20 protein-coding genes are annotated in these 25,158 nt (G+C 72.7%); 7 read left to right on the forward strand and 13 right to left on the reverse strand.

Annotation, left to right across the window (positions count from 1 at the left end):
* Window positions 1–138: 138 nt before the first annotated feature.
* The 3 genes from DEF28_RS16205 to DEF28_RS16215 are packed head-to-tail and all read right to left on the reverse strand — an operon-like array spanning window position 139 to window position 2,818.
* Window positions 139–924: an amino acid ABC transporter ATP-binding protein gene (locus tag DEF28_RS16205; RefSeq protein WP_114397674.1), complete on the reverse strand. Its 786-nt coding sequence runs from the start codon at window positions 922–924 to the stop codon at window positions 139–141.
* Complete coding sequence (locus DEF28_RS16210; protein WP_233515338.1) at window positions 921–1,895, reverse strand: amino acid ABC transporter permease; 975 nt, start codon at window positions 1,893–1,895, stop codon at window positions 921–923. Before DEF28_RS16210 ends, DEF28_RS16205 begins: the two co-directional genes overlap by 4 nt.
* A 20-nt stretch (window positions 1,896–1,915) precedes the next feature.
* Window positions 1,916–2,818, reverse strand: coding sequence for an ABC transporter substrate-binding protein (locus DEF28_RS16215; protein ID WP_181874280.1), 903 nt, complete (start codon window positions 2,816–2,818; stop codon window positions 1,916–1,918).
* Window positions 2,819–3,345: 527 nt separating this feature from the next.
* Between DEF28_RS16215 and DEF28_RS16220 the strand changes: the two genes are divergently transcribed.
* The gene (locus tag DEF28_RS16220) at window positions 3,346–4,524 is read left to right on the forward strand and encodes an NAD(P)-dependent malic enzyme (RefSeq protein WP_114397676.1); all 1,179 of its coding nucleotides are present in this window, start codon (window positions 3,346–3,348) and stop codon (window positions 4,522–4,524) included.
* Window positions 4,525–4,754: 230 nt separating this feature from the next.
* Here DEF28_RS16220 and DEF28_RS16225 read toward each other — a convergent pair whose 3' ends face one another.
* Window positions 4,755–4,955, reverse strand: a complete 201-nt coding sequence (locus DEF28_RS16225) for a DUF397 domain-containing protein (protein ID WP_114397677.1) — start codon at window positions 4,953–4,955, stop codon at window positions 4,755–4,757.
* 15 nt (window positions 4,956–4,970) lie between these two features.
* Window positions 4,971–5,876: a helix-turn-helix domain-containing protein gene (locus tag DEF28_RS16230; protein ID WP_114397678.1), complete on the reverse strand. Its 906-nt coding sequence runs from the start codon at window positions 5,874–5,876 to the stop codon at window positions 4,971–4,973.
* A 268-nt stretch (window positions 5,877–6,144) separates the two neighbouring features.
* Here DEF28_RS16230 and DEF28_RS16235 point away from each other — a divergent pair, with 268 nt between their 5' ends.
* Entirely contained in the window at window positions 6,145–7,113 is a 969-nt protein-coding gene (locus DEF28_RS16235; protein ID WP_114397679.1) for a zinc-binding dehydrogenase, read from the forward strand.
* Window positions 7,114–7,189: 76 nt separating this feature from the next.
* Here the strand turns inward: DEF28_RS16235 and DEF28_RS16240 are convergent, their stop codons facing one another.
* The 4 genes from DEF28_RS16240 to DEF28_RS16255 form a co-directional block, all read right to left on the reverse strand.
* Window positions 7,190–8,230 carry a PadR family transcriptional regulator gene (locus tag DEF28_RS16240; protein ID WP_114397680.1) on the reverse strand — a complete coding sequence of 347 codons (1,041 nt, stop codon included), beginning with the start codon at window positions 8,228–8,230 and terminating at the stop codon, window positions 7,190–7,192.
* Window positions 8,227–9,081: a DUF4097 family beta strand repeat-containing protein gene (locus DEF28_RS16245; RefSeq protein WP_114397681.1), complete on the reverse strand. Its 855-nt coding sequence runs from the start codon at window positions 9,079–9,081 to the stop codon at window positions 8,227–8,229. The genes DEF28_RS16240 and DEF28_RS16245 overlap by 4 nt, the downstream gene beginning before the upstream one ends.
* A gap of 194 nt (window positions 9,082–9,275) precedes the next feature.
* The gene (locus tag DEF28_RS16250; RefSeq protein ID WP_114397682.1) at window positions 9,276–9,455 is read right to left on the reverse strand and encodes a DUF6104 family protein; all 180 of its coding nucleotides are present in this window, start codon (window positions 9,453–9,455) and stop codon (window positions 9,276–9,278) included.
* 3 nt (window positions 9,456–9,458) lie between these two features.
* Entirely contained in the window at window positions 9,459–13,163 is a 3,705-nt protein-coding gene (locus DEF28_RS16255) for a multifunctional oxoglutarate decarboxylase/oxoglutarate dehydrogenase thiamine pyrophosphate-binding subunit/dihydrolipoyllysine-residue succinyltransferase subunit (RefSeq protein ID WP_114397683.1), read from the reverse strand.
* Between the two features lie 596 nt (window positions 13,164–13,759).
* Here DEF28_RS16255 and DEF28_RS16260 point away from each other — a divergent pair.
* From DEF28_RS16260 to DEF28_RS16275, 4 genes are all read left to right on the forward strand, one after another.
* Complete coding sequence (locus tag DEF28_RS16260) at window positions 13,760–14,665, forward strand: SDR family oxidoreductase (RefSeq protein WP_114397684.1); 906 nt, start codon at window positions 13,760–13,762, stop codon at window positions 14,663–14,665.
* 211 nt (window positions 14,666–14,876) lie between these two features.
* Window positions 14,877–15,251 (forward strand): BlaI/MecI/CopY family transcriptional regulator, encoded by a 375-nt coding sequence (locus DEF28_RS16265; RefSeq protein ID WP_233515343.1) that lies wholly within the window; start codon window positions 14,877–14,879, stop codon window positions 15,249–15,251.
* A 183-nt stretch (window positions 15,252–15,434) separates the two neighbouring features.
* Complete coding sequence (locus DEF28_RS16270) at window positions 15,435–15,677, forward strand: hypothetical protein (protein WP_114397686.1); 243 nt, start codon at window positions 15,435–15,437, stop codon at window positions 15,675–15,677.
* A 34-nt stretch (window positions 15,678–15,711) separates the two neighbouring features.
* The gene (locus tag DEF28_RS16275; protein WP_114397687.1) at window positions 15,712–16,893 is read left to right on the forward strand and encodes a pyridoxal phosphate-dependent aminotransferase; all 1,182 of its coding nucleotides are present in this window, start codon (window positions 15,712–15,714) and stop codon (window positions 16,891–16,893) included.
* A 40-nt stretch (window positions 16,894–16,933) separates the two neighbouring features.
* Here DEF28_RS16275 and DEF28_RS16280 read toward each other — a convergent pair whose 3' ends face one another.
* A complete protein-coding gene (locus tag DEF28_RS16280; RefSeq protein WP_114397688.1) occupies window positions 16,934–17,557 on the reverse strand; it encodes a class I SAM-dependent methyltransferase in 624 nt (207 codons plus the stop codon).
* A 562-nt stretch (window positions 17,558–18,119) separates the two neighbouring features.
* On the opposite strand from DEF28_RS16280, the gene DEF28_RS16285 reads away from it, so the two are divergent.
* Complete coding sequence (locus tag DEF28_RS16285; protein WP_233515340.1) at window positions 18,120–21,749, forward strand: transglycosylase domain-containing protein; 3,630 nt, start codon at window positions 18,120–18,122, stop codon at window positions 21,747–21,749.
* A 153-nt stretch (window positions 21,750–21,902) separates the two neighbouring features.
* Here DEF28_RS16285 and DEF28_RS16290 read toward each other — a convergent pair whose 3' ends face one another.
* The 3 genes from DEF28_RS16290 to DEF28_RS16300 form a co-directional block, all read right to left on the reverse strand.
* A complete protein-coding gene (locus DEF28_RS16290; RefSeq protein ID WP_114397689.1) occupies window positions 21,903–22,982 on the reverse strand; it encodes a glucosidase family protein in 1,080 nt (359 codons plus the stop codon).
* Complete coding sequence (locus DEF28_RS16295) at window positions 22,979–23,716, reverse strand: class I SAM-dependent methyltransferase (RefSeq protein WP_114397693.1); 738 nt, start codon at window positions 23,714–23,716, stop codon at window positions 22,979–22,981. The genes DEF28_RS16290 and DEF28_RS16295 overlap by 4 nt, the downstream gene beginning before the upstream one ends.
* 127 nt (window positions 23,717–23,843) lie before the next feature.
* Window positions 23,844–25,124, reverse strand: coding sequence for a glycosyltransferase family 4 protein (locus DEF28_RS16300; RefSeq protein ID WP_114400925.1), 1,281 nt, complete (start codon window positions 25,122–25,124; stop codon window positions 23,844–23,846).
* Window positions 25,125–25,158: the final 34 nt, after the last annotated feature.

The raw sequence follows: 25,158 nt of genomic DNA on the forward strand, positions 1-25,158 counted from the left end.
GGCGGGTCGGATCACGTGCGGCTGCCTCTGTCGTCGGGGAGCGGGTGGCGGTTGCCTCCCCCTCCACGTTAGCCGTGGTCGGACGGGTCCGGCGGTGCCGGGCCGGGCGGGTGCCCGCCCGGCCCGGCACCGCGGCGCTCAGAGGACCTTGGACAGGAACGCCTGGGTGCGCTCGTGCCGCGGGTTGGTGAGCACGTCCGACGGGGAACCCGACTCGACCACGACACCGCCGTCCATGAACACCAGCGAGTCGCCCACCTCGCGGGCGAAGCCCATCTCGTGAGTCACCACGATCATGGTCATCCCGTCCCGCGCGAGGTCCTTCATGACGTCCAGCACCTCGCCGACCAGCTCGGGGTCGAGTGCGCTGGTGGGCTCGTCGAACAGCATGAGGGACGGGGCCATGGCCAGCGCCCGGGCGATCGCGACCCGCTGCTGCTGGCCACCCGAGAGCTGCTCGGGGTAGCTGGTGGCCTTGTCCGCCAAGCCCACCCGGTCCAGCAGCCGCAGCGCCCGCTCGCGGACCTCCGCCCGGGGCTCCCGCTTCACCTGGACCGGTGCCTCCATCACGTTGCCGAGCACCGTCATGTGGGGGAACAGGTTGAAGCGCTGGAACACCATGCCGATGTCGCGGCGCTGCGCGGCGACCTCGGACTCCCGCAGCTCGTACAGCCGGCCGCTCTTCTCGCGGTACCCCATGAGCTGGCCGTTCACCCACAGCCGGCCCGCGTTGATCTTCTCCAGGTGGTTCACGCACCGCAGGAAGGTCGACTTGCCGGACCCGGACGGGCCCACGACGCACATCACCTCGCCGCGCCGCACCTCCAGGTCGATCCCGCGCAGCACATCCAGCCGGCCGTAGCTCTTGTGGATGTTCTCGGCGACGACCATCCGGTCGTCCGCGGTGGTCTGCGGCGCCGTCATCGCGTCCCCCCTCCGGCGCCGCCGAGGGCGCGCATTCCGGCCTTGCGCCGCGGGTCGCCCTTCAGGAACCTGCGCTCCAGGAAGTACTGCCCGATCATGAACAGGCTGGTGATGGCCAGGTACCACAGGCAGGCGGCCACCAGCATCGGGAAGAGCTGGAAGGTCCGGGACCCGATCGCGCTCAGCTGGAAGAACAGCTCGCTGGTGACCGGCACGTAGGCGACCAGCGCGGTGTCCTTGAGCATCGCCACGCTCTCGTTGCCGGTGGGCGGCACGATGACCCGCAGCGCCTGCGGGAGCGTGATGCGCCACAGCACCTTGCCGCGGCTCATGCCGAGCGCCTGGGCGGCCTCGGTCTGGCCCCGGTCCACCGACTGCAGGCCGGCGCGGACGATCTCCGCCATGTAGGCGGCCTCGGAGAGCGCCAGCGCGAGCAGGCCCGCCATGAAGCCGCTGAGGAACGTGGTGGCGTCCACGCTGAAGATGCGGGCGTCGCCCTCCAGGCCCAGCAGCGGCATCCAGTAGTTGTCGAACGGCAGGCCGAACTCGATCGTCTGGTACAGGATGCCGAGGTTGCCGAACAGCACGGCGAGCACCAGCCGCGGCGTGGCCCGGAAGAACCAGGTGTACAGCCAGGCCACCCCGGACAGGATCGGGTTGGTGGACAGCCGCATGATGGCGATGATGACGCCGAGCACGACGCCGATCACCATGGCGAGGACGGCCAGCAGCAGCGTGGTGCGGACGCCGATGAGCACCGGGGGCAGGAACATGTTCTCGAACATGAAGCCCCACTGGAACGCCTCGTTCGTCAGCAGCATGTGCACGAACATGGCGGCCAGCACCAGGATCACCGCAGCGGCCACCCACCTGCCCGGGTGCCGCACCGGGACCGCCTTGATGGGCTCGGGCGGGGACTGCCCGGGAGCCGGGGTCTCCGGCTGCTCCGGGTTGTCTGCAGAAACAGTCACGGTATGCGTACTTCTTCGACTCAGGCTTCGATGTCCGGGTTGACGGTGGGCGTCTCGACCGCGCCCTGGGTCAGGCCCCATTCATCAAGGATGTCCTGGTAGGTGCCGTCCTCGATGATGGCCGCGTAGCCGGCGGCGATGGCCTCCGCCAGCTGGGTGTTCTCCTTGGCTGTCACGGCTCCGTACGGCGCGGCCTCGTACTGCTCGCCGAGGGCCTCCAGCCGGTCGCCGGTCTGCTCGACGGCGTAGACGGCCACCGGCATGTCGGCCAGGCCGGCGTCGTTCTTGCCCGAGACGATCGACTCCGTGGCCTGGTCCTGGCCCTCGAACTGCTCGATGGAGATCGGCTCCTGGCCGTCCTCCTCGCACTGCTCGCTGCGGGCCTCGATGTCGGGCACCTGCACGGTGTCCTTCTGCACGGCCACGCGCAGGCCGCAGGCGTTGTCGGGGTCCACGTTCTCGGGGTTGCCGGCCCGGGTGAACCACTGGGTGCCCACGTTGAAGTAGCTCACCATGTTGGTCTGCTCGAGGCGCTCGGGGTTGATGGTGAAGGAGGAGACGCCGGCGTCGTAGCGCCCCGAGTCCACACCCGTGATGATGCTGCCGAAGGGGGCCGGCTCCCACTGGGTGCGCAGGCCGAGCTTGCCGGCGACCGCGTCGAACAGCTCGACGTCGAAGCCGATGACGGTGCTGCCGTCGGTGTCCAGGAACTGGCCCGGCGCGTAGCTCGCGTCCACTCCCACGGTGATGGTGCCGCTCTCCCGGAGGTCGTCCGGCAGCATGGCGGTCAGTTCGGGGTCGGCGGCCACGGAGGGGGCCGACTCCTCGGTCTCGCCTCCGCCGCCGCAGGCGGTGAGGGCGAGGACCGAGGCGATGGACACGAGGCCGAGGTACGGCCGGCGGCTGCGGGCAGCCGAGACGATGCGGTGCTTCGGCACTGCCACGTCAGTCTCCTTTGCGCGGGTGGGCCGCTGGTGTCGCCAACCAGCGCGGCACTTTGGTCAATCGGTGCGAAATCATGATAAAAGTGCGAATGGATGCGGGCGGTCCATGGTGTCGGATCACGATGTCGTCCAGGGTCACCGTTGTGAGATGATTGTGTAACGGGTGAACCCCGTACCTGCCGACAGCGCTGAGCTCGTTCGAGCCCCACGCAGACCCACTCCCGTCGCCGGGCCGGGGCCGGGCGCGGGTGGTCCTCCTTCCCTCGCACCTCGCCTCCGTGCGCTGTTTTATCCAGATTCCAGCCGACTGTGCCATCGTCTACCAGTCGGCGGTGTTTCGACTGCCGGCCGGGCGTGTTCCCGACTACCGGCCGGGTGTGCGGCCGACCACCGGCCGGGTGTGCCGCCGGCTGCCAGCCGGGTGCGTTCCCGGCTACCAGCCGACCGGACCGGCCGCCGGCCGGCGCGCCGCCGGCGTACCAGCATCATGACCGAGGGGTTTCCCAGTGACCGTTCAGGCACATTCCGATCTCGACGAGGACCCGGCGTTCGCGCTGCACCGCGGAGGCAAGCTTCGGGTCGAGTCCTCTGTGGAGGTTAACGACCACGAGGGTCTCGCCCTCGCCTACACGCCGGGTGTGGCCCGGGTCTGCAGCGCGATCGCCGACACTCCCGAACTCGTCGACACCTACACGTGGAAGAGCAAGGTCGTCGCGGTCGTCACCGACGGCTCGGCCGTGCTCGGCCTGGGCGACATCGGCCCCGAGGCGTCGCTGCCCGTCATGGAGGGCAAGTCGCTGCTGTTCAAGCGCTTCGGCGACATCGACTCGGTGCCGATCGCCCTGGACTGCACCGACGTCGACGGCATCGTCGAGACGGTCGTGCGCATGGCGCCGTCCTTCGGCGGCATCAACCTGGAGGACATCTCGGCCCCGCGCTGCTTCGAGGTCGAGCGCCGGCTCCGGGAGCGGCTCGACATCCCGGTGTTCCACGACGACCAGCACGGGACCGCCATCGTGGTGCTCGCGGCGCTGCGCAACGCGGCGCGGCTGACCGGCCGCACCCTCGGCGACCTGCGGGCCGTGGTCTCCGGCGCGGGCGCGTCCGGGCTGGCGGTGACCCGCATGCTGATCAACGGCGGTATCGGCGACATCGCGGTGGCCGACAGCAAGGGCATCATCCACCAGGGCCGCGGCGGCCTGAACGAGGCCAAGACCGGGATCGCCGCGATCAGCAACCGGGCGGACCTGCGCGGTCCGATCGAGACGGCCCTGGAGGGGGCGGACGTGTTCATCGGGCTGTCCTCCGGACAGGTGCCCGAGGAGGTCGTCGCCACCATGGCCAAGGACGCCATCATCTGCGCCATGGCCAACCCGACCCCCGAGATCCACCCCGACGTCGCCCAGAAGTACGCCGCCGTGGTCGCCACCGGACGCAGTGACTTCCCCAACCAGATCAACAACGTGCTGGCGTTTCCCGGCGTGTTCCGCGGCGCGCTCGACGTCCGCGCCACGGACATCACCGAGAACATGAAGATCGCCGCGGCCGACGCGCTGGCCGACCTGGTCGGCGACGCCCTGGCGCCCGACTACATCATCCCCAGCTCCTTCGACGAGCGCGTGGTGCCGGCCATCGCGGCGGCCGTCGCGGCGCAGGCCCGTGCCGACGGGGTGGCCCGGCTGTAGTCGACCGACTCTGCAGCGTAGTCGATCCGGAGCGGGGTGTATCCCGCTCCGGATCGCGTTCTCGGGGGTGGTCCGGCGCTTGCGGTGGGACCGGGCGCCACGTGGTCATGGGCGGCCGCCGGGGTCGGCGGTCCTGGGATGCTCGTCCGGGGTCGCCCGGGAGGGGTCCGCTCCTGGCGCGGCGGGCTGGCGAGCGCGGCTGTCGGCTGCGTCCAAGCGTCGTCTCCGGCTCACAGTCCGGCGCGCGTGACGGCCCCGACGAAGGCCGTCCACGCGCCGGGGGAGAAGTCGAGTACTACGCCGCCGGGTGCCGTGGAGTCGCGTACCGCGACGCCGGCACCGAGGTCGGTGACTTCGACGCACTGTCCTCCCTTGGAGGTGCTGTAGGAGCTCGTGCGCCAACGGGCGCTCTCCGTCTGATCCGCGGCCATGCCGCGCCCCCTTCCCTATCCATGGTTTTCCTCGTCTTCCTTCGCATGCCGGGAGCGGATCCGCTGTTCCACCTCGGTCAGGAGTTCCCGCGTCTCGGCGGGCGGCAGCGCGGCGGTGCGCAGGTGCTCGAAGGCCACCGCGAACTCCGTGACCTCTTTCGTCTTTTCGAGATAGAGGCTGCTGGTCAGATTTTCCAAATGGACGAGCCTGGGAGCGTAAATGTCCGACTCGGCGAACTCCAGGATGTCGAAGGAGCCGTTGACGCCCGGATGGGCTCCTCTGTCGAAGGGCAGCACCTGCAGGGTTATATGTGGCTTTTGACTTATCTCCACCAGATGGCGTAGCTGGTCGGCCAGGACGAGTGGGCCGCCGATGGGCCGGTGGATCGCCGACTCGTCCAGGATCACCCACACGTCCGGGGGGTCCTCCGCGGTGAGGAGCTCCTGCCGGCGCATCCGGACCGCGGCGCGGCGCTCGACCTCGTCACCGTCCGTGACGTCGGGGTGGGAGGACAGCAGCGCACGGACGTAGGACTCGGTCTGGAAGAGCCCGGGGACGATCTGGGACTGGAAGAACCGGAGCACACTCGCCTCGGGCTCCAGCCCGAGATAGACCTCGAAACGCTCGGGCAGGACGTCTCCGTAGACGTGCCACCAGCCCCGGCGGCGCGACTCGCGCGCCAGCATGACGAGGGTCTGGCGCAGGCCGGGATCCTGCACGCCGTAGAGTTCCAGCAGGTCGCGGACGTCGTCGGAATTGGTGGCGACCTGTCCGCGCTCGATCCGCGACAGCTTGCTGCCGGACCAGGACATGCGCTCCGCCGCCTCCTCGCCGGTCATCCCGGCGGTCTCCCGCAGGCGCCGCAATTCGACACCGAGCCGACGGCGCCGAACCGTGGGGTTATAGCCAGCGGCCACCATAAGCCTCCTTTTCCGGGGGAAGGCTGAGTCGAGAACGCAAGAAGGCTACTCGACTCCGGGAGCGGGAAAATACGAGGAGAATTCACTAAGGCAATTGCGGCTCAGGTTCGGGAGCTGCCTGAAGATCACTATGCCACGGTGCGAATGACCGTCGGAGGCTTTTGCGGTCGGCCGTTTTGGCGAGGGCCGCTCCGCGGCCGCCGGCGGGGCGCGGACTCGCCCGGCCCCGGGCGTGCGGGGGATCACGCGCACTGGTTAGTGTCGACCCATGTTCGCCATCACTGCCGAGCGCATCGACAAGGACGACCCGCTGGCCGGACTGCGAGCGGGGGAGCGTCCCGACCCGGAGGCCCCGGAGGGCTGGGCGACCGTCACGGTCCGGGCGGCGGCGCTGAACCACCACGACCTGTGGAGCCTGCGCGGGGTCGGGCTGCGCGCGGACCGGCTCCCCATGGTGCTGGGCTGCGACGCCGCCGGCGTGGACGAGGAGGGCAACCCGGTCATCGTGCACGCCGTGATCGGCGACGCCGACGCCGGAAGCGGCGACGAGACCCTCGACCCCCGCCGCACGCTGCTCTCCGAACTGCACGACGGGACCTTCGCCGAGAAGGTCGTGGTTCCGCGGCGCAACCTGGTCCCCAAGCCCGAGGCACTCTCCTTCGAGGAGGCCGCCTGCCTGCCGACCGCGTGGCTGACCGCCTACCGCATGGTGTTCGAGAAGGCCGGGCTGGAGCCCGGGTCCACGGTGCTGGTGCAGGGAGCCGGCGGCGGGGTGGCGAGCGCGCTGATCCGGCTGGCGGCCGCGGTCGGGCACCGGGTCTACGCCACGAGCCGGAGCGCGGCTAAGCGCGACCGCGCGCTCGCGCTCGGAGCGCATGCCGCGCTGGAGTCCGGTGAGCGCCTGCCCGAGAAGGTGGACGCGGTCTTCGACACGGTCGGCGCGGCCACCTGGGCGCACTCCGTGCGCTCCGTGCGGCCGGGCGGCCGGATCGTCACCTGCGGCGCCACCAGCGGGGACGCGCCGTCGGCGGAGCTGACCCGGGTGTTCTTCCTGCAGCTGTCCGTGGTCGGCTCCACCATGGGCAGCCGCGACCAGCTGCGCCGCCTGGCCGAGTTCTGCGCCCGGACCGGGGTGCGCCCCGAGATCGACCGGGTGCTGCCGCTCGACCAGGCCCGCGCGGGTTTCGCGGCCATGCGGGACGGCGACCTGTTCGGAAAGATCGTCTTCACGGTGTGACGGGCGCCCCGGCGTGCCCGGACGCGCCGGAGGGCCGGCCCCCGCGGGAGCCGGCCCTCCGGCGCCGTCGGACCGGTCAGGAACTCGGGGACGGGCCGTCCGGCCGCTCGTCCCCGGCCGGCCCGGTGCCAGACGCCCCGCCCGGATCGCGCGGCCCGTCCGGGGTCTCCCGGACCGCCGAACTCCAGGGGTCGCCCGCGTCCGGCGGCGGGGACGCGGTGTCGGCCGCGGGCCGGCCGCCGGCGTCGGCGCTGCCCTCCTCGGGGCCGCGTCCGGCCGAGGCGCCGGTCTCCTCACGCGCGTCCCGGCCGGTCCCCGGCGGCCCCCAGGACGAGGCGTCGCGGCGGATCACCTCCACGGTGTCGTCCAGGATCCGGCGCAGGTCCGCGGCCGCGCTCTCGCCCACGTGGCCCGCCTCGCGCACGACGTCGCGGACCCGGTCGGTGAACTCCCGCAGGGTGTGCTCGAAGTCCGGGCGCCCGCCCGCGCCCTCTCCCGACCTGCGTGACCACGCGGCGCCCCACGTCGAGAACCCGTGCGCCAGCTTCTCCCAGTCCCGGTCCCACCAGGTACCGCCGCGGGCGCGCTCCTCCTCGGACCCGCTCCCGCCGGCCGCCTCGTCCCCGCCGCCCGCGGGCTCGCCGGCGGGCTCCGAGCTCGCCTGCCGCCAGACGTCGTCGGACTCCGGCGGTGCGGAGCCGGCGCCGCGCTCGCGGGCCGTCCTGGTGCGGCGGAAGTCGCCCGCGGCGAACTTCAGCTCCTCGCGCAGCGAACTGATCGTGTCGCGGACGTCCTGCTTGACGGCGCGTGCCACGTCGCGCACTGAGTCGGTGATCTCGCGCTCCAGGTCGTCGAGCTCGGCGGAGCGGTCGCGCAGCTCCTCGCGCCCCTTGTCGGTGAGCCGGTAGACCTTGCGCCCGTTCACCTCCTCGTGGGTGACCAGCCCCTCCTCCTCCAGCCGGGCCAGCCGCGGGTAGATGGTGCCGGGGGAGGGCGAGTAGACGCCCAGGAAGCGGTCGCGGAGCAGGCTGATGATCTCGTAACCGTGCCGCGGGCTCTCGTCCAGCAGCTTCAGCAGGTACAGCCGGAGCCTGCCGTGGCCGAATATCGTGCTCATGCGTCCCCCCTCGGGATGGCGGCCGGAGCGTCGGGCTCGCGGCGCAGCAGCGAGACCGCCCCGGACACGGTGGTGGTGGTGATGCTGGCCGGATCCACCCCGCTGCCGATCTTGCCGGTCAGGTTACTGCGGCCGCGCAGGTCGCGCCGATCCAGCCCGAACGCGGAGTCCAGGGCGCCCGTCGCCGAGCGCAGCTCCACGGCGGCGGAGGTGTCGGAGGGCACCCGCAGGGCGACGTCGCCGGAGATCGAGGCGAGCCGGACCCGGGCGGCCGGTGCGAGGTCCACGTCGGCGAGCAGCTGGCCCGAGGCCGTCTTGGCGGCGACGTCGGCGAGCCGGCCGCCGGCCACCGCGAGCTGGCCGCTCACGCTGTTGAAGCGCAGGCTGCCGGAGAGGCCGCGGGCCGCCAGGTTGCCGGACACGGTGCTGATCTCGACCGTGCCGCCGAGGTCGTCCAGGGTGACGTCGCCGGAGGCGCTGCGCACCTGGGTGCGGCCGGTCAGTCCGGCGATGACGACGGGCGCCGAGACGGTGGTGACCTCCAGCGGGCAGTCCCGCGGTACGCGCACGCTGACCGTGGCGCCGCGGCGGCCGACGCCCCGGTAGCCGGCGAGCTGGGCCGGGCGCAGCCGGTCGAGCAGGCCGCCGCGGGTGAGGTCCTCGTAGGTGACCGTGAGGATGCCGGCCTCGTGGGTGACGAGCAGCGGCTCGCCCACGATGTCGGAGATCTCGAAGGTCATCGGATCGTCGGTGGGCAGGATGTTCACGAGACCGCCGACGATCCTGATGCGCAGCGCCACGATTCCATCGAGGCTGCGGGTCGTCGACTGGTCGATGGTCCAACGCGCCATCGCAGTCCCTTTCGGCTCTGAGGTGCTTCTGGAAACACGATATGTCGCGTCTGGCGGCAGACTCAAGATATGTCGCGAAGGTTCGGGGGAAATTCCGGGAAGGTCGGGGTTCCCCCGGACCGCGGCGCCGGGGTGCCGACGCGCGGAGGGTCCCAGCCCTGCGGGCTGGGACCCTCCGGTTCATGCGGACGCGGTCACTCCTCGTCATCGTCGTCGAGCCTGGCCAGCCACGTGGCCAGCCGCTCGACGGCGGTCTCGAACTCCGGGTTGAGATCGGTGAACGTCCGCAGCTGGTCGGCGACCCAGGCGAGGGAGACCTCCTCCTCGCCGCGCCGCCGCTCCAGCTCCTCGATCCCGCGGTCGGTGAAGTACATGGCTCAGTCCGTCGGCGGGAACACCGTGTTGACCAGGGCCTGCTGCTCCACCTCGTGCCGCTTGGCCGAACCGGCCGCCGGCGACGAGCTCGCCGGGCGGGAGATCCGGGTGAACGGACGGTCCAGCTGCTCGGAGAAGACCAGCGCGACGAACGGCCACGGGCCCATGTTCGCCGGCTCCTCCTGCACCCACAGCACCTCGCCCGCGTTGGGGAAGGCGGCCAGCTGCTGCCGGATCTCCTCGATCGGCAGCGGGTACAGCCGCTCCACCCGGATCACCGCGGTGCTGGTGTCGCCGGTGCGCCGGCGGGCCGCGTCGAGGTCGTAGTAGACCTTGCCCGAGCACAGCACCACGCGGCGGACGTCCTCGGGCTTCAGGCCGGTGGTGTCCGGGATGATGGGCTGGAACGAGCCGGTGGTGAACTCCGACGTCGCCGAGGCGGCCGCCTTGAGCCGCAGCATCGACTTCGGGGTGAAGACGACCAGCGGGCGGCGGTACGGCGACTTCACCTGCCAGCGCAGCAGGTGGAAGTAGTTCGCCGGGGTCGTGGGCAGCGCCACCGTCATGTTCTCCTGCGCGCACAGCTGCAGGAACCGCTCGATGCGCGCCGAGGAGTGGTCGGGCCCCTGGCCCTCGTACCCGTGCGGCAGCAGCAGGGTCACGCTGGAGCGCTGCCCCCACTTCTGCTCGCTGGCGCTAATGTACTCGTCGATGACGCTCTGCGCGCCGTTGACGAAGTCACCGAACTGCGCCTCCCAGGCCACCAGGGCCTCGGGGCGGATGACCGAGTAGCCGTACTCGAAGCCCAGCGCCGCGTACTCGCTGAGCAGCGAGTCGTGCACGTGGAACTTCGAGGTGCCCTTCTCGAACCGCTTGAGCGGGACGTGCACCTCGCCGGTGTTGCGGTCCACCAGGGCGGCGTGCCGCTGGCCGAACGTGCCGCGCCGGCTGTCCTGGCCCACGAGGCGCACCGGGTGGCCCTCGATGAGCAGCGAGCCGAGGGCGAGCGTCTCGCCCATCCCCCAGTCGATGGTGTCCTCTTGGACCATCTGGGCGCGGCGCTGCAGCTGCGGCTGCAGCCGCGGGTGCGGGGTGAAGCCCTCCGGGAGGTCGATCTGGGTCTCGACGACCTGCTTGACGACCTCGTCGGAGATGGCGGTCTCGACCGCGGCGTGGTCGATGCGGCCCTCGTCGAACACCTCGGGCTTGATCACCGCACCGGGCTCGATCGGCTTCTTGTCCGCCTCGCGGGTCTCGGTGAACGCGCGCTCCAGCTGCTGCTGGTAGTCGCGCAGCGCCTGCTCCGCCTCCTCGACGCTGATGTCGCCGCGGCCGATCAGCGCCTCGGTGTACAGCTTGCGGGTGGAGCGCTTGGCGTCGATGACGTCGTACATCAGCGGCTGGGTGAACGAGGGGTTGTCGGTCTCGTTGTGGCCGCGCCGCCGGTAGCAGACGAGGTCGATCACGACGTCCTTGTTGAACGCCTGCCGGTAGGCGAACCCGAGCTGGGCCACCCGGACGACCGCCTCGGGGTCGTCGCCGTTGACGTGGAAGATCGGCGCCTGCACCATGCGCGCGACGTCGGTGGCGTAGACGCTGGACCGGCTGTCCGCGGGCGAGGTGGTGAACCCGACCTGGTTGTTCACGATGACGTGCACGGTGCCGCCGGTGCGGTAGCCGCGCAGCTGCGACAGGTTCAGCGTCTCGGCGACCACGCCCTGGCCGGCGAACGCCGCGTCGCCGTGGATGAGGATCGGCAGGACGGTGAAGCCGTGCGGCCCCTTGTCCAGCAGGTCCTGCTTGGCGCGGACGATGCCCTCGGCGACGGGGTTGACCGTCTCCAGGTGGCTGGGGTTGGCCGCGAGCGAGATGGCGATCTTGTCGCCGTCGGGGGTCTCGAAGACGCCCTCGGTGCCCAGGTGGTACTTGACGTCGCCGGAGCCGTGCGCGCTGCGCGGGTCGAGGTTGCCCTCGAACTCACCGAAGATCTGGCCGTAGGACTTGCCGCAGATGTTGGCGAGCACGTTCAGCCGGCCGCGGTGCGCCATGCCGATGACGACCTCGTCCAGTTCGGCCTTGGCCGCCTTGGAGATGACCCCGTCCAGCAGCGGGATCAGCGACTCCCCGCCCTCCAGCGAGAACCGCTTCTGGCCCACGTACTTGGTCTGCAGGAAGGTCTCGAACGCCTCGGCGTTGTTCAGCCGGCGCAGGATGTGCAGCTGCTCGCCGCGGCTGACCTTCTCGTGCTCCCGCTCGACGTGCGCCTGGATCCACTCCCGCTCTTCGGGGCTCTGGATGTGCATGTACTCGATACCCACCGTGCGGCAGTAGGTGTCGCGCAGCACGCCCAGGATGTCGCGCAGCTTCATGACCGGCTTGCCGCCGAACCCGCCGGTGGGGAACTCCCGCTCCAGGTCCCACAGGGTGAGCCCGTGCTCCAGGACGTCGAGGTCGGGGTGGCGGCGCTGCGTGTACTCCAGCGGGTCGGTATCGGCCATCAGGTGGCCGCGGACCCGGTAGGCGTGGATCAGCTCCTGGACCCGGCTCGCCTTGTCGATCTGGTTGTCGCGGGTCACGGAGATGTCCTGCGTCCAGCGCACCGGCTCGTAGGGGATGCGCAGCGCCGCGAAGATCTCGTCGAAGAACCCGTCCTCGCCCAGCAGCAGCTGGTGGATGCGGCGCAGGAACTCGCCCGACTGCGCACCCTGGATGATGCGGTGGTCGTAGGTCGAGGTCAGCGTCATGACCTTGCTGACCGCGAGGTCGTTCAGCGTCGCCGGGGCCATGCCCTGGAACTCGGCCGGGTACTCCATGGCCCCGACGCCGACGATGGTGCCCTGGCCCGGCATGAGCCGCGGGACCGAGTGGACGGTGCCGATGCCGCCGGGGTTGGTCAGGCTGATCGTGGTGCCCTGGAAGTCGGGCACACCGAGCTTGTTGGCGCGGGCCTTGCGGACCAGGTCCTCGTAGGCCGTCCAGAACTCCTTGAAGTCCATGGTGTCGGCGGCCTTGATGCTCGGCACGAGCAGCTGGCGGGTGCCGTCGGGCTTCTTCAGGTCGATGGCCAGGCCGAAGTTCACGTGCTCCGGCTTGGCGACGCCCGGCTTGCCGTCGATCTCCACGTAGGAGTGGTTCATCTCCGGCATCGCCGCCAGGGCCTTCACCATGGCGTAGCCGATGAGGTGGGTGAAGGACACCTTGCCGCCGCTGCCGCGGCGCAGGTGGTTGTTGATGACGATGCGGTTGTCGAACAGCAGCTTGACGGGGACCGCCCGCACGCTCGTGGCCGTCGGCAGCGCGAGGCTGGACTCCATGTTGGCGGCCGTACGGGCCGGTGCGCCGCGGAGCCGTTCCTCGGTGACGGCCAGCGCGCCGTCCCCGGCCGCGGCGCCGGTGCCCTTCGCGGGGGTGGCGGGCTTGGCAGGAGCTGTGCGGGGGGCCGCGGCGGCCGGCTCCTTGCCGGCCGTGGCCCTGGTCGCCGCGCCGGGAGCGGCGCCGTTGGCGGTGCCCGCTCCGGCCTTGGCCGCGCCGGTGGTCGGAGCACTGGCTCCGCTGGCGGTGGTGGCGCCGGACTTGTAGTCGGCGAAGAAGTTCCACCATGCCTTATCAACTGAGTTCGGGTCGCTCAGGTACTTCTGGTAAAGCTCGTCGACCAACCACTCATTTGGGCCGAAATCTGTCAGGGGTTGAGACGCCTCAGACGACACGGCGGAGATCGCCCTCTTCCGCAGCTCGCTTGTGAATGTGATGGAGAGATGGCCACGGCGCGGGGCGGGCACGGGTCAGCAGCACCTCGGCCGCGTCGAAGACACGCCCGGCCGGCAATCTCGCCTAACAGGCTACTTGGCCGGGCGTCGCGCTGGGGACCCCAGGTCGATGCGGAACTGGGAGATTCCTAACAATTATTCACAAAATCGAGGAGGTTTCGTTGCCGCGTCCACACCGGGGCGTGACGTGGAGCTGCTGGTCGGGGACGGGGACGGGGGCGTCATCGGAGCGCACCATTCCCCGCCGGGAGGCGGGCTAACCCTCGCCGACGCCGGCGGATCGGGCGGAACCGGCGCGCGGCCGACCGCGTCCCAGGGGGACCGGGGCGGCGGCCGGGGGCTCCGCCGGCCCGCGTGCCCGGGCCGCTCCCGCACCCGGGCCGACCGGAACCGGCCGCGCGCCACCGGCCGTTCTGGGGCTGGAGGGACGGGCCGCGTCGCGCACAACCCCTCGCGAATCGGGTAGTTAGAGTCAAGATCGCCGACCCCCCAGGTCGTGGGCAGAACGGGCGCCGTGGCGCGAGCAAGGAGGAATCATGACTGACCTGCGGTTCGACGGTCGGGTCGCCGTCGTCACCGGGGCCGGCCAGGGGCTGGGCCGATCGCACGCCCTCGAACTCGCGGCGCGCGGCGCCAAGGTGGTCGTGAACGACGTCGGCGGGCGCGTCGACGGCACCGCGGAGCCGGCCGGGGGCGAGGGGCCCGCCGCGGACGTCGTGGAGCGGATCCGGGGGAACGGCGGCACGGCGGTCGCCGACACCAGCGACGTCGCGACGGAGGACGGCGCCCAGGCGCTGGTCGACACGGCGCTGGAGGCCTACGGGCGGGTCGACATCGTCGTCAACAACGCCGGGATCCTGCGGGACCGCTCCTTCAAGAACATCACGGTGGCCGAGTGGGACGCCGTGGTGGGTGTGCACCTGCGCGGGTCCTTCCTGGTCGCGCGGGCGGCCTTCTGCCACCTGCGGGAGCACGGGTACGGCCGCATCATCAACACGGCGTCGCCCTCCGGCCTGTTCGGCAACTTCGGGCAGAGCAACTACGCCGCCGCGAAGATGGGGGTCGTCGGCCTGACCCGGGCGCTGGCCATCGAGGGCGCCCAGTACGACATCACGGCCAACGCCATCGCGCCGGTCGCCTACACGCGGATGACCGAGGACCGGTTCCCCGCCGAGGCCGCCGAGCGGCTCGGGCCGGAGCACGTCTCCCCGCTGGTGGCCTGGCTCGCGCACGAGGACTGCTCGACCACCGGCGAGGTCTACACGGTCGGCGGCGGGCGGATCGCCCGGGTCTTCGTGGCCGAGGGGCCCGGGGTGCTGCTGCCCGGCGCCACCGCCGAGGACATCCTGGACAACTGGCCGGACATCAACGCCGAGCGGCCGTTCGTCATCCCGCACAGCCTCGCCGAGCACACGGAGGGGCATCTCCAGGGGCTCCGCTGACGGCGCCGGCGCCCCGGGCGCCGAAACGGCGCCCGAAGTCCCGAAATAGCCGTGAAATCGCGATCAGTGCTGGCGTAACGTGCGCTTTCGTCCGGAGTGCGAGTCGGATCCGCGCGATCCGCTCCGTTTCGCCGCGGGCGTCCGACTCCGGCTCCTAGCATGTCCTGTCGGAGCCGGGGAGGGTGGTCCGCAGGTGGGGGAGAGGATGAAGCTGAAGGAGTTCGGCGAGCTCGAATCCGCGATCATGGACGCGCTCTGGGACGCCGATCGGCCGCTCGTCGTCCGAGAGGTGCGCGAGACGATGACCTATGACCGCGACATCGCCTACACGACCGTGATGACGGTCGCCAACATCCTGTTCCACAAGGGCCTGCTGCACCGCGAGAAGTCCGGTCGGGCCTGGCGGTACTGGCCGCGCGAGTCCCGCGAGGAGCACACCGCCCGGGTCATGAGCGAGGTACTGAGCGGCAGCGGGGACCCGGGCGCGACCATGCTCCGCTTCGTCGAGGGATTCAGCGACGAGGAGGTGGCCCGGCTGCACGACGTGCTCGCCGAGGTCCGGACCCGGCGGGCGCCGGCCTCCTGACCGGGGCGCGGCGGAGCGGGAACCGGGTGGCGGGTGCGTCGAACGCCCGGAGCCGCCGGTGCCGGCCGCCGGAGGCCGGGCGCGTCGTCCGCGGACGGAGCGGGGCGACACGCGCGGGGCGAGCAGGCATCGCGGCCAGGGGCACGGACGCGGTCGGCGGCGGCCGGAGGAACGGGGGAGTACATGGACCGACTGGTCCTCGGCCAGGGATGGTCGATCGAGGACTACCAGCGGCTGCGCGGCCGGCGGCGCGCCGCCTCCGGGCCGGACGCCGGCGCGGAGCCCGAGGCGGGCGTCCCGACTCCGCGCTCCGGGGCCGCGCCGCCGGTCCGGCGCGGCCAGGTGGCCCGCGGGCTGGTCGGACGGAGTGCCGAGTGCTGCCCCGAGGCGGCCCGCTGGCACGTCACCGGGGCGCCGTGGCGCTGACCCCCGGTCGGCCCGCGGTCTATGCTGGCCTGCTGTGGACGAACCGCTAGTCGCGCGCATGCGGGGGTTCGGCGAGACCATCTTCGCCGAGATGACCCGGCTCGCCGCCGAGACCGACGCCATCAACCTGGGGCAGGGCTTCCCCGACACCGACGGGCCGCGGTCGCTCCTCGCCGGCGCGGCCCGCCGGATCGAGCAGGGGGTCAACCAGTACCCGCCCGGCCCGGGGCGGCCGGAGCTGCGCGCGGCGGTCGCCGCCGACCGCTCGGCGCGCTACGGGCTGGAGTACGACCCCGACACCGAGGTCTACGTCACCGTCGGCGCCACGGCCGGAATCACCGCCGCGGTCCTGGGGCTGGTGGAACCCGGTGACGAGGTCGTGGTCTTCGAGCCGATGTACGACTCCTACCCCGCCGCGATCGCCATGGCCGGGGGTGTGCGCCGCGCGGTGACGCTGCGGCCCGACCCCTCCGACGAGGGCGGCCGGTTCGCCTTCGACCCCGACGAGCTGCGCGCGGCGGTGGGACCGCGGACCCGGGCGGTCATCGTGAACTCCCCGCACAACCCCACCGGGACCGTGCTCACCGAGGCGGAGCTGGGCGTGATCGCCGAGGTGTGCCGGGAGCACGACGTCATCGCGATCACCGACGAGGTCTACGAGCACCTCACGTTCGACGGCGTCGCGCACGTCCCGCTGGCCTCCCTGCCGGGCATGCGGGAGCGCACGCTCGCGGTCTCCTCGGCCGGCAAGACGTTCTCGGTGACCGGCTGGAAGACCGGGTGGGTCATGGGCCCGCGTCCGCTGGTGGACGCGGTGCGGACGGTCAACCAGTTCCTCACCTTCACCGCCAACGCCGCGCTGCAGCTGGCGGTCGCCGACGCGCTGCGCGACGAGGCGGACTGGGTGCGCGCCCAGCGCGACGCCCTGCAGCGCAAGCGCGACCGGCTCTCCGCGGGGCTGCGGGCCGCGGGGTTCCGGGTACTGCGCCCGCAGGGGACCTACTTCGTGATGGCCGACATCCGGCCGCTCGGCCTGTCCGAGGGCGTGGACCTCGCCCGGTCGCTGCCGCGGACCGCCGGGGTGGCCGCCGTCCCGGCCCAGGTGTTCTACGACCGCCCCGATGAGGGCCGGCACCTGGTGCGGTTCGCCTTCTGCAAACGCGACGAGGTCCTCGACGAGGCGGTGGCTCGGCTCGCCGCGCTGGCGTCCGCCTGATAGCACCCGCTCCGTGCCCCGATGCGCGGCCCGGCGGCCGTCACCCGGGCAGCCGCTCCAGGACGCGCAGCGACCCCACGGCGCGCCGCTCGGTGAACGCGCCGGAGTCCAGGGCGCGCCGGTAGACGTGGTAGGGCGGCCGCCCGCCGTCGGCCGGGTCGGGGAAGACGTCGTGGATGACCAGCGCGCCGCCCGGCCGCAGGTGCGGGCTCCAGCCGGCGTAGTCGGCCTGGGCGGCCTCCTCGGTGTGGCCGCCGTCGATGAAGACCATGCCGAGCGGGGCGCTCCACAGCCGCGCGACCTCGGCGGAGCGGCCGACCACGGCGATGACGTGGTCGTCGAGGCCGGCGGCCGCCATCGTCCGCCGGAACTCGCCGAGCGTGTCCAGCCGGCCGGTGGCCGGGTCCACCAGCGCCGGGTCGTGGTACTCCCACCCCTCCTGGTGCTCCTCGGAGCCGTGGTGGTGGTCCACCGCCACGACGGTTGCGCCGGTGCGGAGGGCCGCGGCGCCCAGGAACACCGTGGACCGGCCGCAGTAGCTGCCGATCTCCACCACCGGCCCCAGGCAGGCGTGGGCGAGGGCGGTCTCGTAGAGCGCGACCCCCTCGTCGGTCGGCATGAAGCCCTTCGTGGACTCGGCGACGCGCAGCAGCGCGGCCGGCATGGGGGTGGGGGTCACTCGGGCGCCTTCCTTCCACGGTTCGGCGGGCGTGCGGCCCGGAACGGCACAGCGCAGGCTATCCGCCCGAGCCGGGCCGCCGCGGCGGAGGTGCGGTGCGGGCGGCAACGGTCGCCCCGATACCCGGGTTTGGGTCCACGGGAGCGCGCGGGGCGCCTCGCGCGGCGCCGGCACGGGGGCGATCCCGATCGGCGCTGTCTCGCGCGCGGTGCGTCACGGCGTCGTGACTGATCAGCGCGGCGCACCTCGGGCAACGGTCCAGTTGGAAGGGACTGCGGGCCCGATGGCGCCGCCCGTCCTGTCGCTCAGTGCGGGTATCGTGTTTCGGAGGGTTTCGGCGGACCCCCGCAGCGCCGGCCCCATTCCCGCTTATTTTCGCTGAAACCAGATCGGCCCACGTCCGCGTCATACGTATATAGCGCCGCACGTTGGGGGCATCGAATCAGGGGGCTACCAACTGAGCGAGAGCAATAACGGCGACGGCGCATCCGAGCCGCGCCCCGAAGCTGACACTCCCGAGACCGGCAACTCTCCTGCGAAGAACGACGTGGATTCCAAGCAGCCAGACCCCAAGGACTCCGCCGGTGACGGCACCGGCGACCGCCCCAGTGCCCCCGAGAGCACTGGGAACGACGATGTGACCCCCGGGCATGACGGACCCGACGCGGCGACCTCCGGCGCCGACGAGACCGGATCCGACACCGGGGCCGAGCGGCGCACGGCCGACGACGCGCCGGAGGGTTCCGCCGACGCCGTCGCGGACGAGGCGCGCGGTCCCGGCGCGTCCGGCGACGAGGAGTTCAGCTGGTTCTCCGGGGGATCGGCCTCGGACAGGGCGGACGCCTCCGACACGGGCGGTGACGCCGCCACCGGATCCGCGGACCCCGGATCCGCGGCCGACTCAGCCACGGCTGAGGCGGGGACGGCGGCGGAGGCCGCCGACGACTCCGACGCCGGAGCGGCGGAGGAGTCGCCCTACCTCGCGGCGAGCGCGTTCGACGACAGCGGCAGCTTCTTCCGCGACAAGGTCGCGCAGAGCCTCGCCGAGCAGTACGGGCTCGATCTGGCCCCCGACGGCACCATCCGCGAGACCGAGGAGCGCGCGGCGGCCGCCGATCCGGCCGAGCCGGAGGACGGGGACGGCGCCGCTCACCCCGCCGCGGAGGGACCGGACCGGGCGGAACCGGCCGAGCGCGCGGCGGCCGGACCGGCGGCGGGCGCCGCCCCGGATCCCGGGTGGGATCCGGAGGGGACGGCGCAGTTCACGCCGGTCTTCGACGACGATGACGACGACGCCACCGCCGGCACCACCACCGCCGACGCGGGCGGGAACACGGACGGCGCGGACGCGGATCCCGCGTCCGCGAGCCCCGCGTCCGGAGACACCGGCGCCGCGGCGGCCGGGGGCGCCGCCCCGGATCCCGGGTGGGATCCGGAGGGGACGGCGCAGTTCACGCCCGTCTTCGACGATGACGATGACGACGACGCCCCCGTCCGCGGCACCACCGGTGACCGCGCGGCCGGGAGCGCGGAGGAGCGCACCGAGGAGTCCTCGGCGTCCGCCCCCGGCGACCAGCCCGGCACACCGGCCGCGGAGGCGGACTCCGGTCCGGCCGACGCGGGTGCCGCCGCCGGAGCGGTCGCGGCCGCGGGCCCCGGGTGGGATCCGGAGGGGACGGCGGAGTTCACGCCCGTCTTCGACGACGACGATGATGGCGATGACGAGCACGGCGCCGCCAACGCCGACGGGCGGCCGGCTCCGGCGGCCGGCGGTGACGGTGCCCCGGAGTCCCAACGCCCGGCCTTCGAGCCGGCGCCGACCGCTCCGGTTCCGGCTGACGCCGCCACCGCGGCGGCCGCCGCGACCGCCGCCACCGCGGCCCTGGGAGCGGGCGCCGCCGCGGCCGCGGACGAAGCGGACGACTCCACCGCCGCCACCGCCTCCGCCGCGGGGCCGGGCGGCACCCCCAAGAAGACGAAGTCCCGCAAATCCGGCAAACCCGGTAAGCCCGGTAAAGCGGCAGCCGCCGCCGGCTCCGGCCCCGGGAAGGGCAAGCCCAAGAAGAAGCGTCCGCTGTGGTGGCGCCTCACCCGCGGCGGCCTCATCGCCGCCGGTGTCTGCCTGGTGCTCGGCCTGGCGGGCTTCGGCGTCGCCTATGCCATGATCCCGGTGCCCGAGGACGCCCAGGAGCAGGCCACCGACCAGGGGTCCACGTTCTACTACGCCGACGGCGAGACGGTGTTCGCCGAGCGCGGGGTCAACCGGGACCCGGTCGGACTGGAGGAGATCCCCAGGGACGTCCAGAACGCCATCCTGTCGGCCGAGGACCGCGGGTTCTGGACGGAGCCCGGCGTCTCGGTGCGCGGCACGTTCCGGGCCGGCTGGTCGACCCTCACCGGTCAGCAGCTGCAGGGCGGCTCCACCGTGACCCAGCAGATGGTCCGCAACTACTACGAGGGGCTCAGCCAGGAGCAGACGATCTCCCGCAAGCTCAAGGAGATCATCATCTCCATCAAGGTGGACCGCTCGCAGTCCAAGGAATGGATCCTGGAGCAGTACCTCAACACCATCTACTTCGGGCGCAACGCCTACGGCATCCAGGCCGCCGCCCAGGCGTACTACCACAAGGACGTCGGCGACCTCACCCCGGCGGAGGCGGCGTTCCTCGCCGCCGCGATCCAGCAGCCCACCAAGTTCGGCCTGGCCGACAGCGAGACCACGCCGGAGATGGAGCAGCGCTGGCAGTACGTGGTCGACGGCCTGGTCACCATGGAGAGCATCACCCCCGCGCAGGCCGCGGAGTACGAGTTCCCCAAGCCCGAGACCGAGGTCCCGCAGGAGGGCATCGACCTCAGCGGCTACAAGGGGTACATGCTGCAGCAGGCCATGGCCGAGCTGGAGCGGCTCGGCTACACCGAGGACAACATCAACCGCGGCGGCTACCAGATCATCACGACCTTCGACCAGCACCTGATGGACGCCGCCAAGGAGGCGGTCGAGTCCAACGTCCCGGTGGACCAGCTGCCCGAGGGCGTGCAGGCGGGGCTCACCGCCATCGACCCGGCCACCGGTGAGGTGGTGGCGTTCTACGGCGGCGCCGACTACAACGAGAACCAGTACGACAGCGCGTTCCGCGGCTCGGCGCAGGCGGGGTCCGCCTTCAAGCCCTACGTGCTCGCGGCGGCACTGGAGAACGGCTACAGCCTCAACACCGTCGTGGACGGCAGCTCCCCGCAGGTCTTCAACGGCAGCGAGGTCCGCAACTCCGGTGGCGGAGCGGGCGGGGCCATGAACCTGATCGAGGCCACCCGCGTCTCCAACAACACCGGCTACATCAACCTGGCGCTCCAGGTGGGCCTCGACAACGTGGTCGAGACCGCCCACGCGGCCGGCATCCCGGACAACAAGATCACCGACGAGCAGGCGAGCGCGCCGACGCTGGCCCTCGGAGTGTCCGACGTCAGCCCGGTCGACCAGGCGAGCGGCTACGCGACCTTCGCCAACGGCGGCGAGCACATCGAGGCGCACGTCGTGCGCTCCGTCATCAACCGCGAGGGCGAGGACGAGCGCGAGCCGGTCGCGACCGAGCAGGTGATCAGCGAGGGGGCGGCCGCCGACGTCACCTACGCGCTGCGCCAGGTGGTCGCCGGCGGGACCGGCACCGGCGCGAACCTGCCGGACGGCCGGCCGGTGGCCGGCAAGACCGGCACCACCGACAGCAGCGTGGCGGCATGGTTCGCCGGCTACACCCCGCAGCTCTCCACCGCGGTGGGCATCTACAACGGCAACAACCAGCCGTTCAGCGTGCCCGGGTACGGCCAGCTGTCCGGCGGGTCGCTGCCGACCACGGTGTGGCGGTCGTTCATGGCCACGGCCATGGAGGGCGAGGAGGTCCAGTCGTTCCCGGAGCCCACCTTCGGCGGTGCGACCGAGAACTTCGCCCCCAACGTCCCCGCCCCCGGCCAGGGGACCGACCAGAACACCGCGCCGCAGCAGCCCGAGGCTCCTGTCGAGAGCGAGCCGGTGGACCCGGGGCCGGTGGATCCGGTGCCGGTGGACCCGGGACCCGGGACCCCGGTGGATCCGGGCCCGGGTGACCCCGGCCCGGGCGATCCGGGGCCGGTGGATCCGCCCCCGGCCGACCCCGAGACCGGTGACCCTCCGGCCACCGGATAGCAGGGCGGACAGCAGCGGACGTCGGCGCCGCACCCCGCGGGGTGCGGCGCCGACGTCGTCGTGGAGGAGAGGAGGGGCCGCGGCGGCGCCGCGGGTCCGCAGGGCCGCGGTCGCGCCGCCGGACCGGCGCGCGGGCCGGACCGGCGCGTCCCGTCAGACCCGGCCCAGGACGGCGCAGCCGCAGGAGACGGGGTCGGCGGGCGCGACGTCGGCCGGCGCGTCGGTGAACACCCGGGCGCCGCCGGTGGCCCCGCTCAGCGCGTCCGCCGCCAGGATGACGGCCGCGGCGGTCCACGTACTGCGCTCCACCGGCCAGTTGACGTCCTCCGCGAACTGGTAGCCGGTCCAGTAGGCGCCGTCGTCGGCGTCGCGGAGGTGCTGGATGTCGGCGAGCAGCCGGATGCCCCGCTCGACGTCGCCCGTGGCGGCCAGCGCGAGCACCAGTTCCGAGGTCTCGGCGCCCGTCACCCACGGCTGGTCGCTGACGCACCGGATCCCCAGCCCGGGCACCACGAAGGTCTCCCAGCGCTCGCTGAGCCGCTCGGCCGCGCGGGTGCCGCGCACCGCGCCGCCCAGGATCGGGTAGTACCAGTCCATCGAGAACCGGCCGCGGTCGGCGAAGATGGACTCGTGGTCGGCCACCAGGTGCCCGAGTTGGGCGGCGGCCAGTTCCCAGTCGGGCTGCGGGCGCCCCAGCCACTCCGCGAGCGCGGCCGCGCACCGCAGCGCCTGGTGCAGGCTGGCGCACCCGGTCAGCAGCGCGTGGTCGCCGGGGCGGCCGTCGGGACCGCGGGCCCATTGGATCTCGCCGCGCTCGGTGCGAAGGCCGAGCACGAACCCGACCGCCGCGCGCACGGCCGGCCACAGCCGCTCCGCGAAGCCCGCGTCGCCGGTGACCAGCACGTGGTGCCACACGCCCACCGCGAGGTAGCCCGCGTGGTTGGCCTCGCGCAGCCCGGAGGCGGCGCGACCCTGCCGGATCTTGGCCGGCCACGCGCCGTCAGGGCGCTGGACGGCGGCGAGCCAGTCGTAGGCCCGCGCCGCCGCCGCGGTGTGCCCGGTGGCCGACAGCGCCATGGCGCACTCCACGTGGTCCCAGGCGTCGACGTGGCCGCCGGGGAACCACGGGATAGCGCCGGAGCCCTCCTGGCAGGCCAGGAGGTACTCCGCGGAGCGGGCGACGTCGTCGCCGCTCAGCACGCCGGGTACGTGCGGCAGCTCCGCGCCGCTCACACGCCGTCCCCGGGGCGCACGCCGTGGTGCGGCCTGCGGAGGTAGACGACCACGCTCTTGCCGATCAGCGGGTTGAGCAGCCGTTCGGCCGTCCGGGTGATCCGGGGGGCCTGGAGCATGTCCCACACGAGCATCCGGTGGTAGCCGCGGACCAGCGGGTGCTCGTCGTCGCCCGGCCCGACCGCGCACTTGAGCCACCAGTAGGGGGAGTGCAGGGCGTGCGCGTGGTGGTGCGGACCGACCTCGAACCCGGTGGAGCGGAGCTTGGCCTCCAGCTCGGCCCGGGTGTAGATGCGGATGTGCCCGCCCTCGTTGGTGTGGTACTCCTCCGACAGCGCCCAGCAGAGCCGCTCGGGGAGCCAGCTCGGCACCGTCACGGCCGCCAGGCCGCCGGGCCGCAGCACCCGGTACAGCTCGGCCATCGCCCGGGTGTCGTGCGGGATGTGCTCGAAGATCTCGGCGGCGATCACCCGGTCGAAGGCGGCGTCGTCGAAGGGCATGTCGAGGGCGTCGCCCTTGACGGTCTCGGCCTCGGCGGCGGGCGCCTCGCCCTCGGCGCGCATCGCGGCGAACATGCCGGCGACGCCGGCCAGTTCGTTCTCGTCCTGGTCGAAGGCGACCACGTGGGCGCCGCGGCGGTACGCCTCGAAGGCGTGCCGGCCGCCGCCGCAGCCCAGGTCGAGCACGCGGTCGCCGGGCCGGACTGGGAGCAGGGAGAAATCGACGGTGATCAGTGCGGGCTCCTTCGGGTGGTGGGTCGGGGGCGGGGCGCCAGTGCGCGGCCGGGGCCTGGCGGGCTGGGGCAGCGGGACACCGTGCTCCCCCGCCGCCGCCCGGTCCGCAGGCGTCCGCGGCCGCCGCTCACCGGCGCGGGCCGAGGCCGCCGGCGCGCGGCCGGGCGGCCTCGATGGCGGCCGCGTAGCTGTCGGCGGTCGCGGCGGCCACGGCACGCCAGGTGAACCGCTCCTCGACGCGGCGCCAGGCGGCGGCCCCCATGCGCTCGCGCTCGGCGGCGTCGTCCAGCAGCGCGCCGACGGCGGCGGCCAGCTCCTCGGGGTCGCCCGGCGTCACCAGGCGGCCCGCGGCGCCGTCCTCGCCCACCACTTCGGGGAGCGCGCCGGCGCGGCTGGCGACCAGTGGCGTGCCGCAGGCCATGGCCTCGACCGCCGGCAGCGAGAACCCCTCGTAGAGCGAGGGCACCACCGCGACCTCCGCGGTGGCGAGCACCCGGGCGAGTTCGGCGTCCTCGATGCCGCTGACGAAGGTCACCCGGTCGCGCAGCGAGAGCTCGTCCACCAGCCGGTCCGTGGGACCGTCGGGCGTGGGGCGGCTCACGACGGTGAGGGACACGTCGCGCTCGGTGCCGAGCTTGGCCACCGCGCGCAGCAGCGTCGCCACGCCCTTGAGCGGGCTGTCGGCGCTGGCGACGCAGACGACGCGGCCCGGGACACGGGCCGCGCGCCCGGGCCGGAACACCCGGGTGTCCACGCCGAGCGGGACGACATGGACGTCGGAGCGCCGAACCCCGAACTCGCGGGCGACGTCCTCGGCCGAGGAGCGGGAGGGCACCAGGATCGGACGGACGCGGCGGGCGACCCTGCCCTGCATCCCGACGAAGCCGTACCAGCGCCGCTTGGACAGCCGCTGCCACCCCTGCGCCTGTTCCACCTCGATCCGGCGGTCCACGGTGATGGGGTGGTGGATGGTGGTGACGAGCGGGAAGCCGCGCGCGCGCAGCTTGAGCAGGCCGTAGCCGAGGGTCTGGTTGTCGTGGAGCACGTCGAACTCGTCCCGGCGGGTGCGCAGGGCGCGCAGGACGCGCAGCGAGAAGGTCAGGGGTTCGGGGAAGCCGGCGGTCCACATGGTGCCGACCTCCAGCGCGTCGATCCAGTCGCGCCACTGGCGCACCGGCGGGGCCTGGAACGGGTGGGCGTCGTTGTAGAGGTCGAGGCTGGGCACCTTCTCCAGCTCCACCCCCGGGTCGAGCTCCGGGTAGGGCTGGCCGGAGAGCACCCGCACGTGGTGGCCGAGTCCGACGAGTTCACGGGAGAGGTGTCGGACGTACACGCCCTGGCCGCCGCAGTGCGGTTTGCTGCGGTAGGAGAGCAGGGCGATGCGCAGGGGACGGTCGTGTCGCGGCATGTGGCTAACCCATCGGCGGCGGGAGGGGCGGGCG

The organism is Marinitenerispora sediminis, assembly GCF_003336425.1.
Classification (GTDB): Bacteria; Actinomycetota; Actinomycetes; order Streptosporangiales; family Streptosporangiaceae; genus Marinitenerispora; species Marinitenerispora sediminis.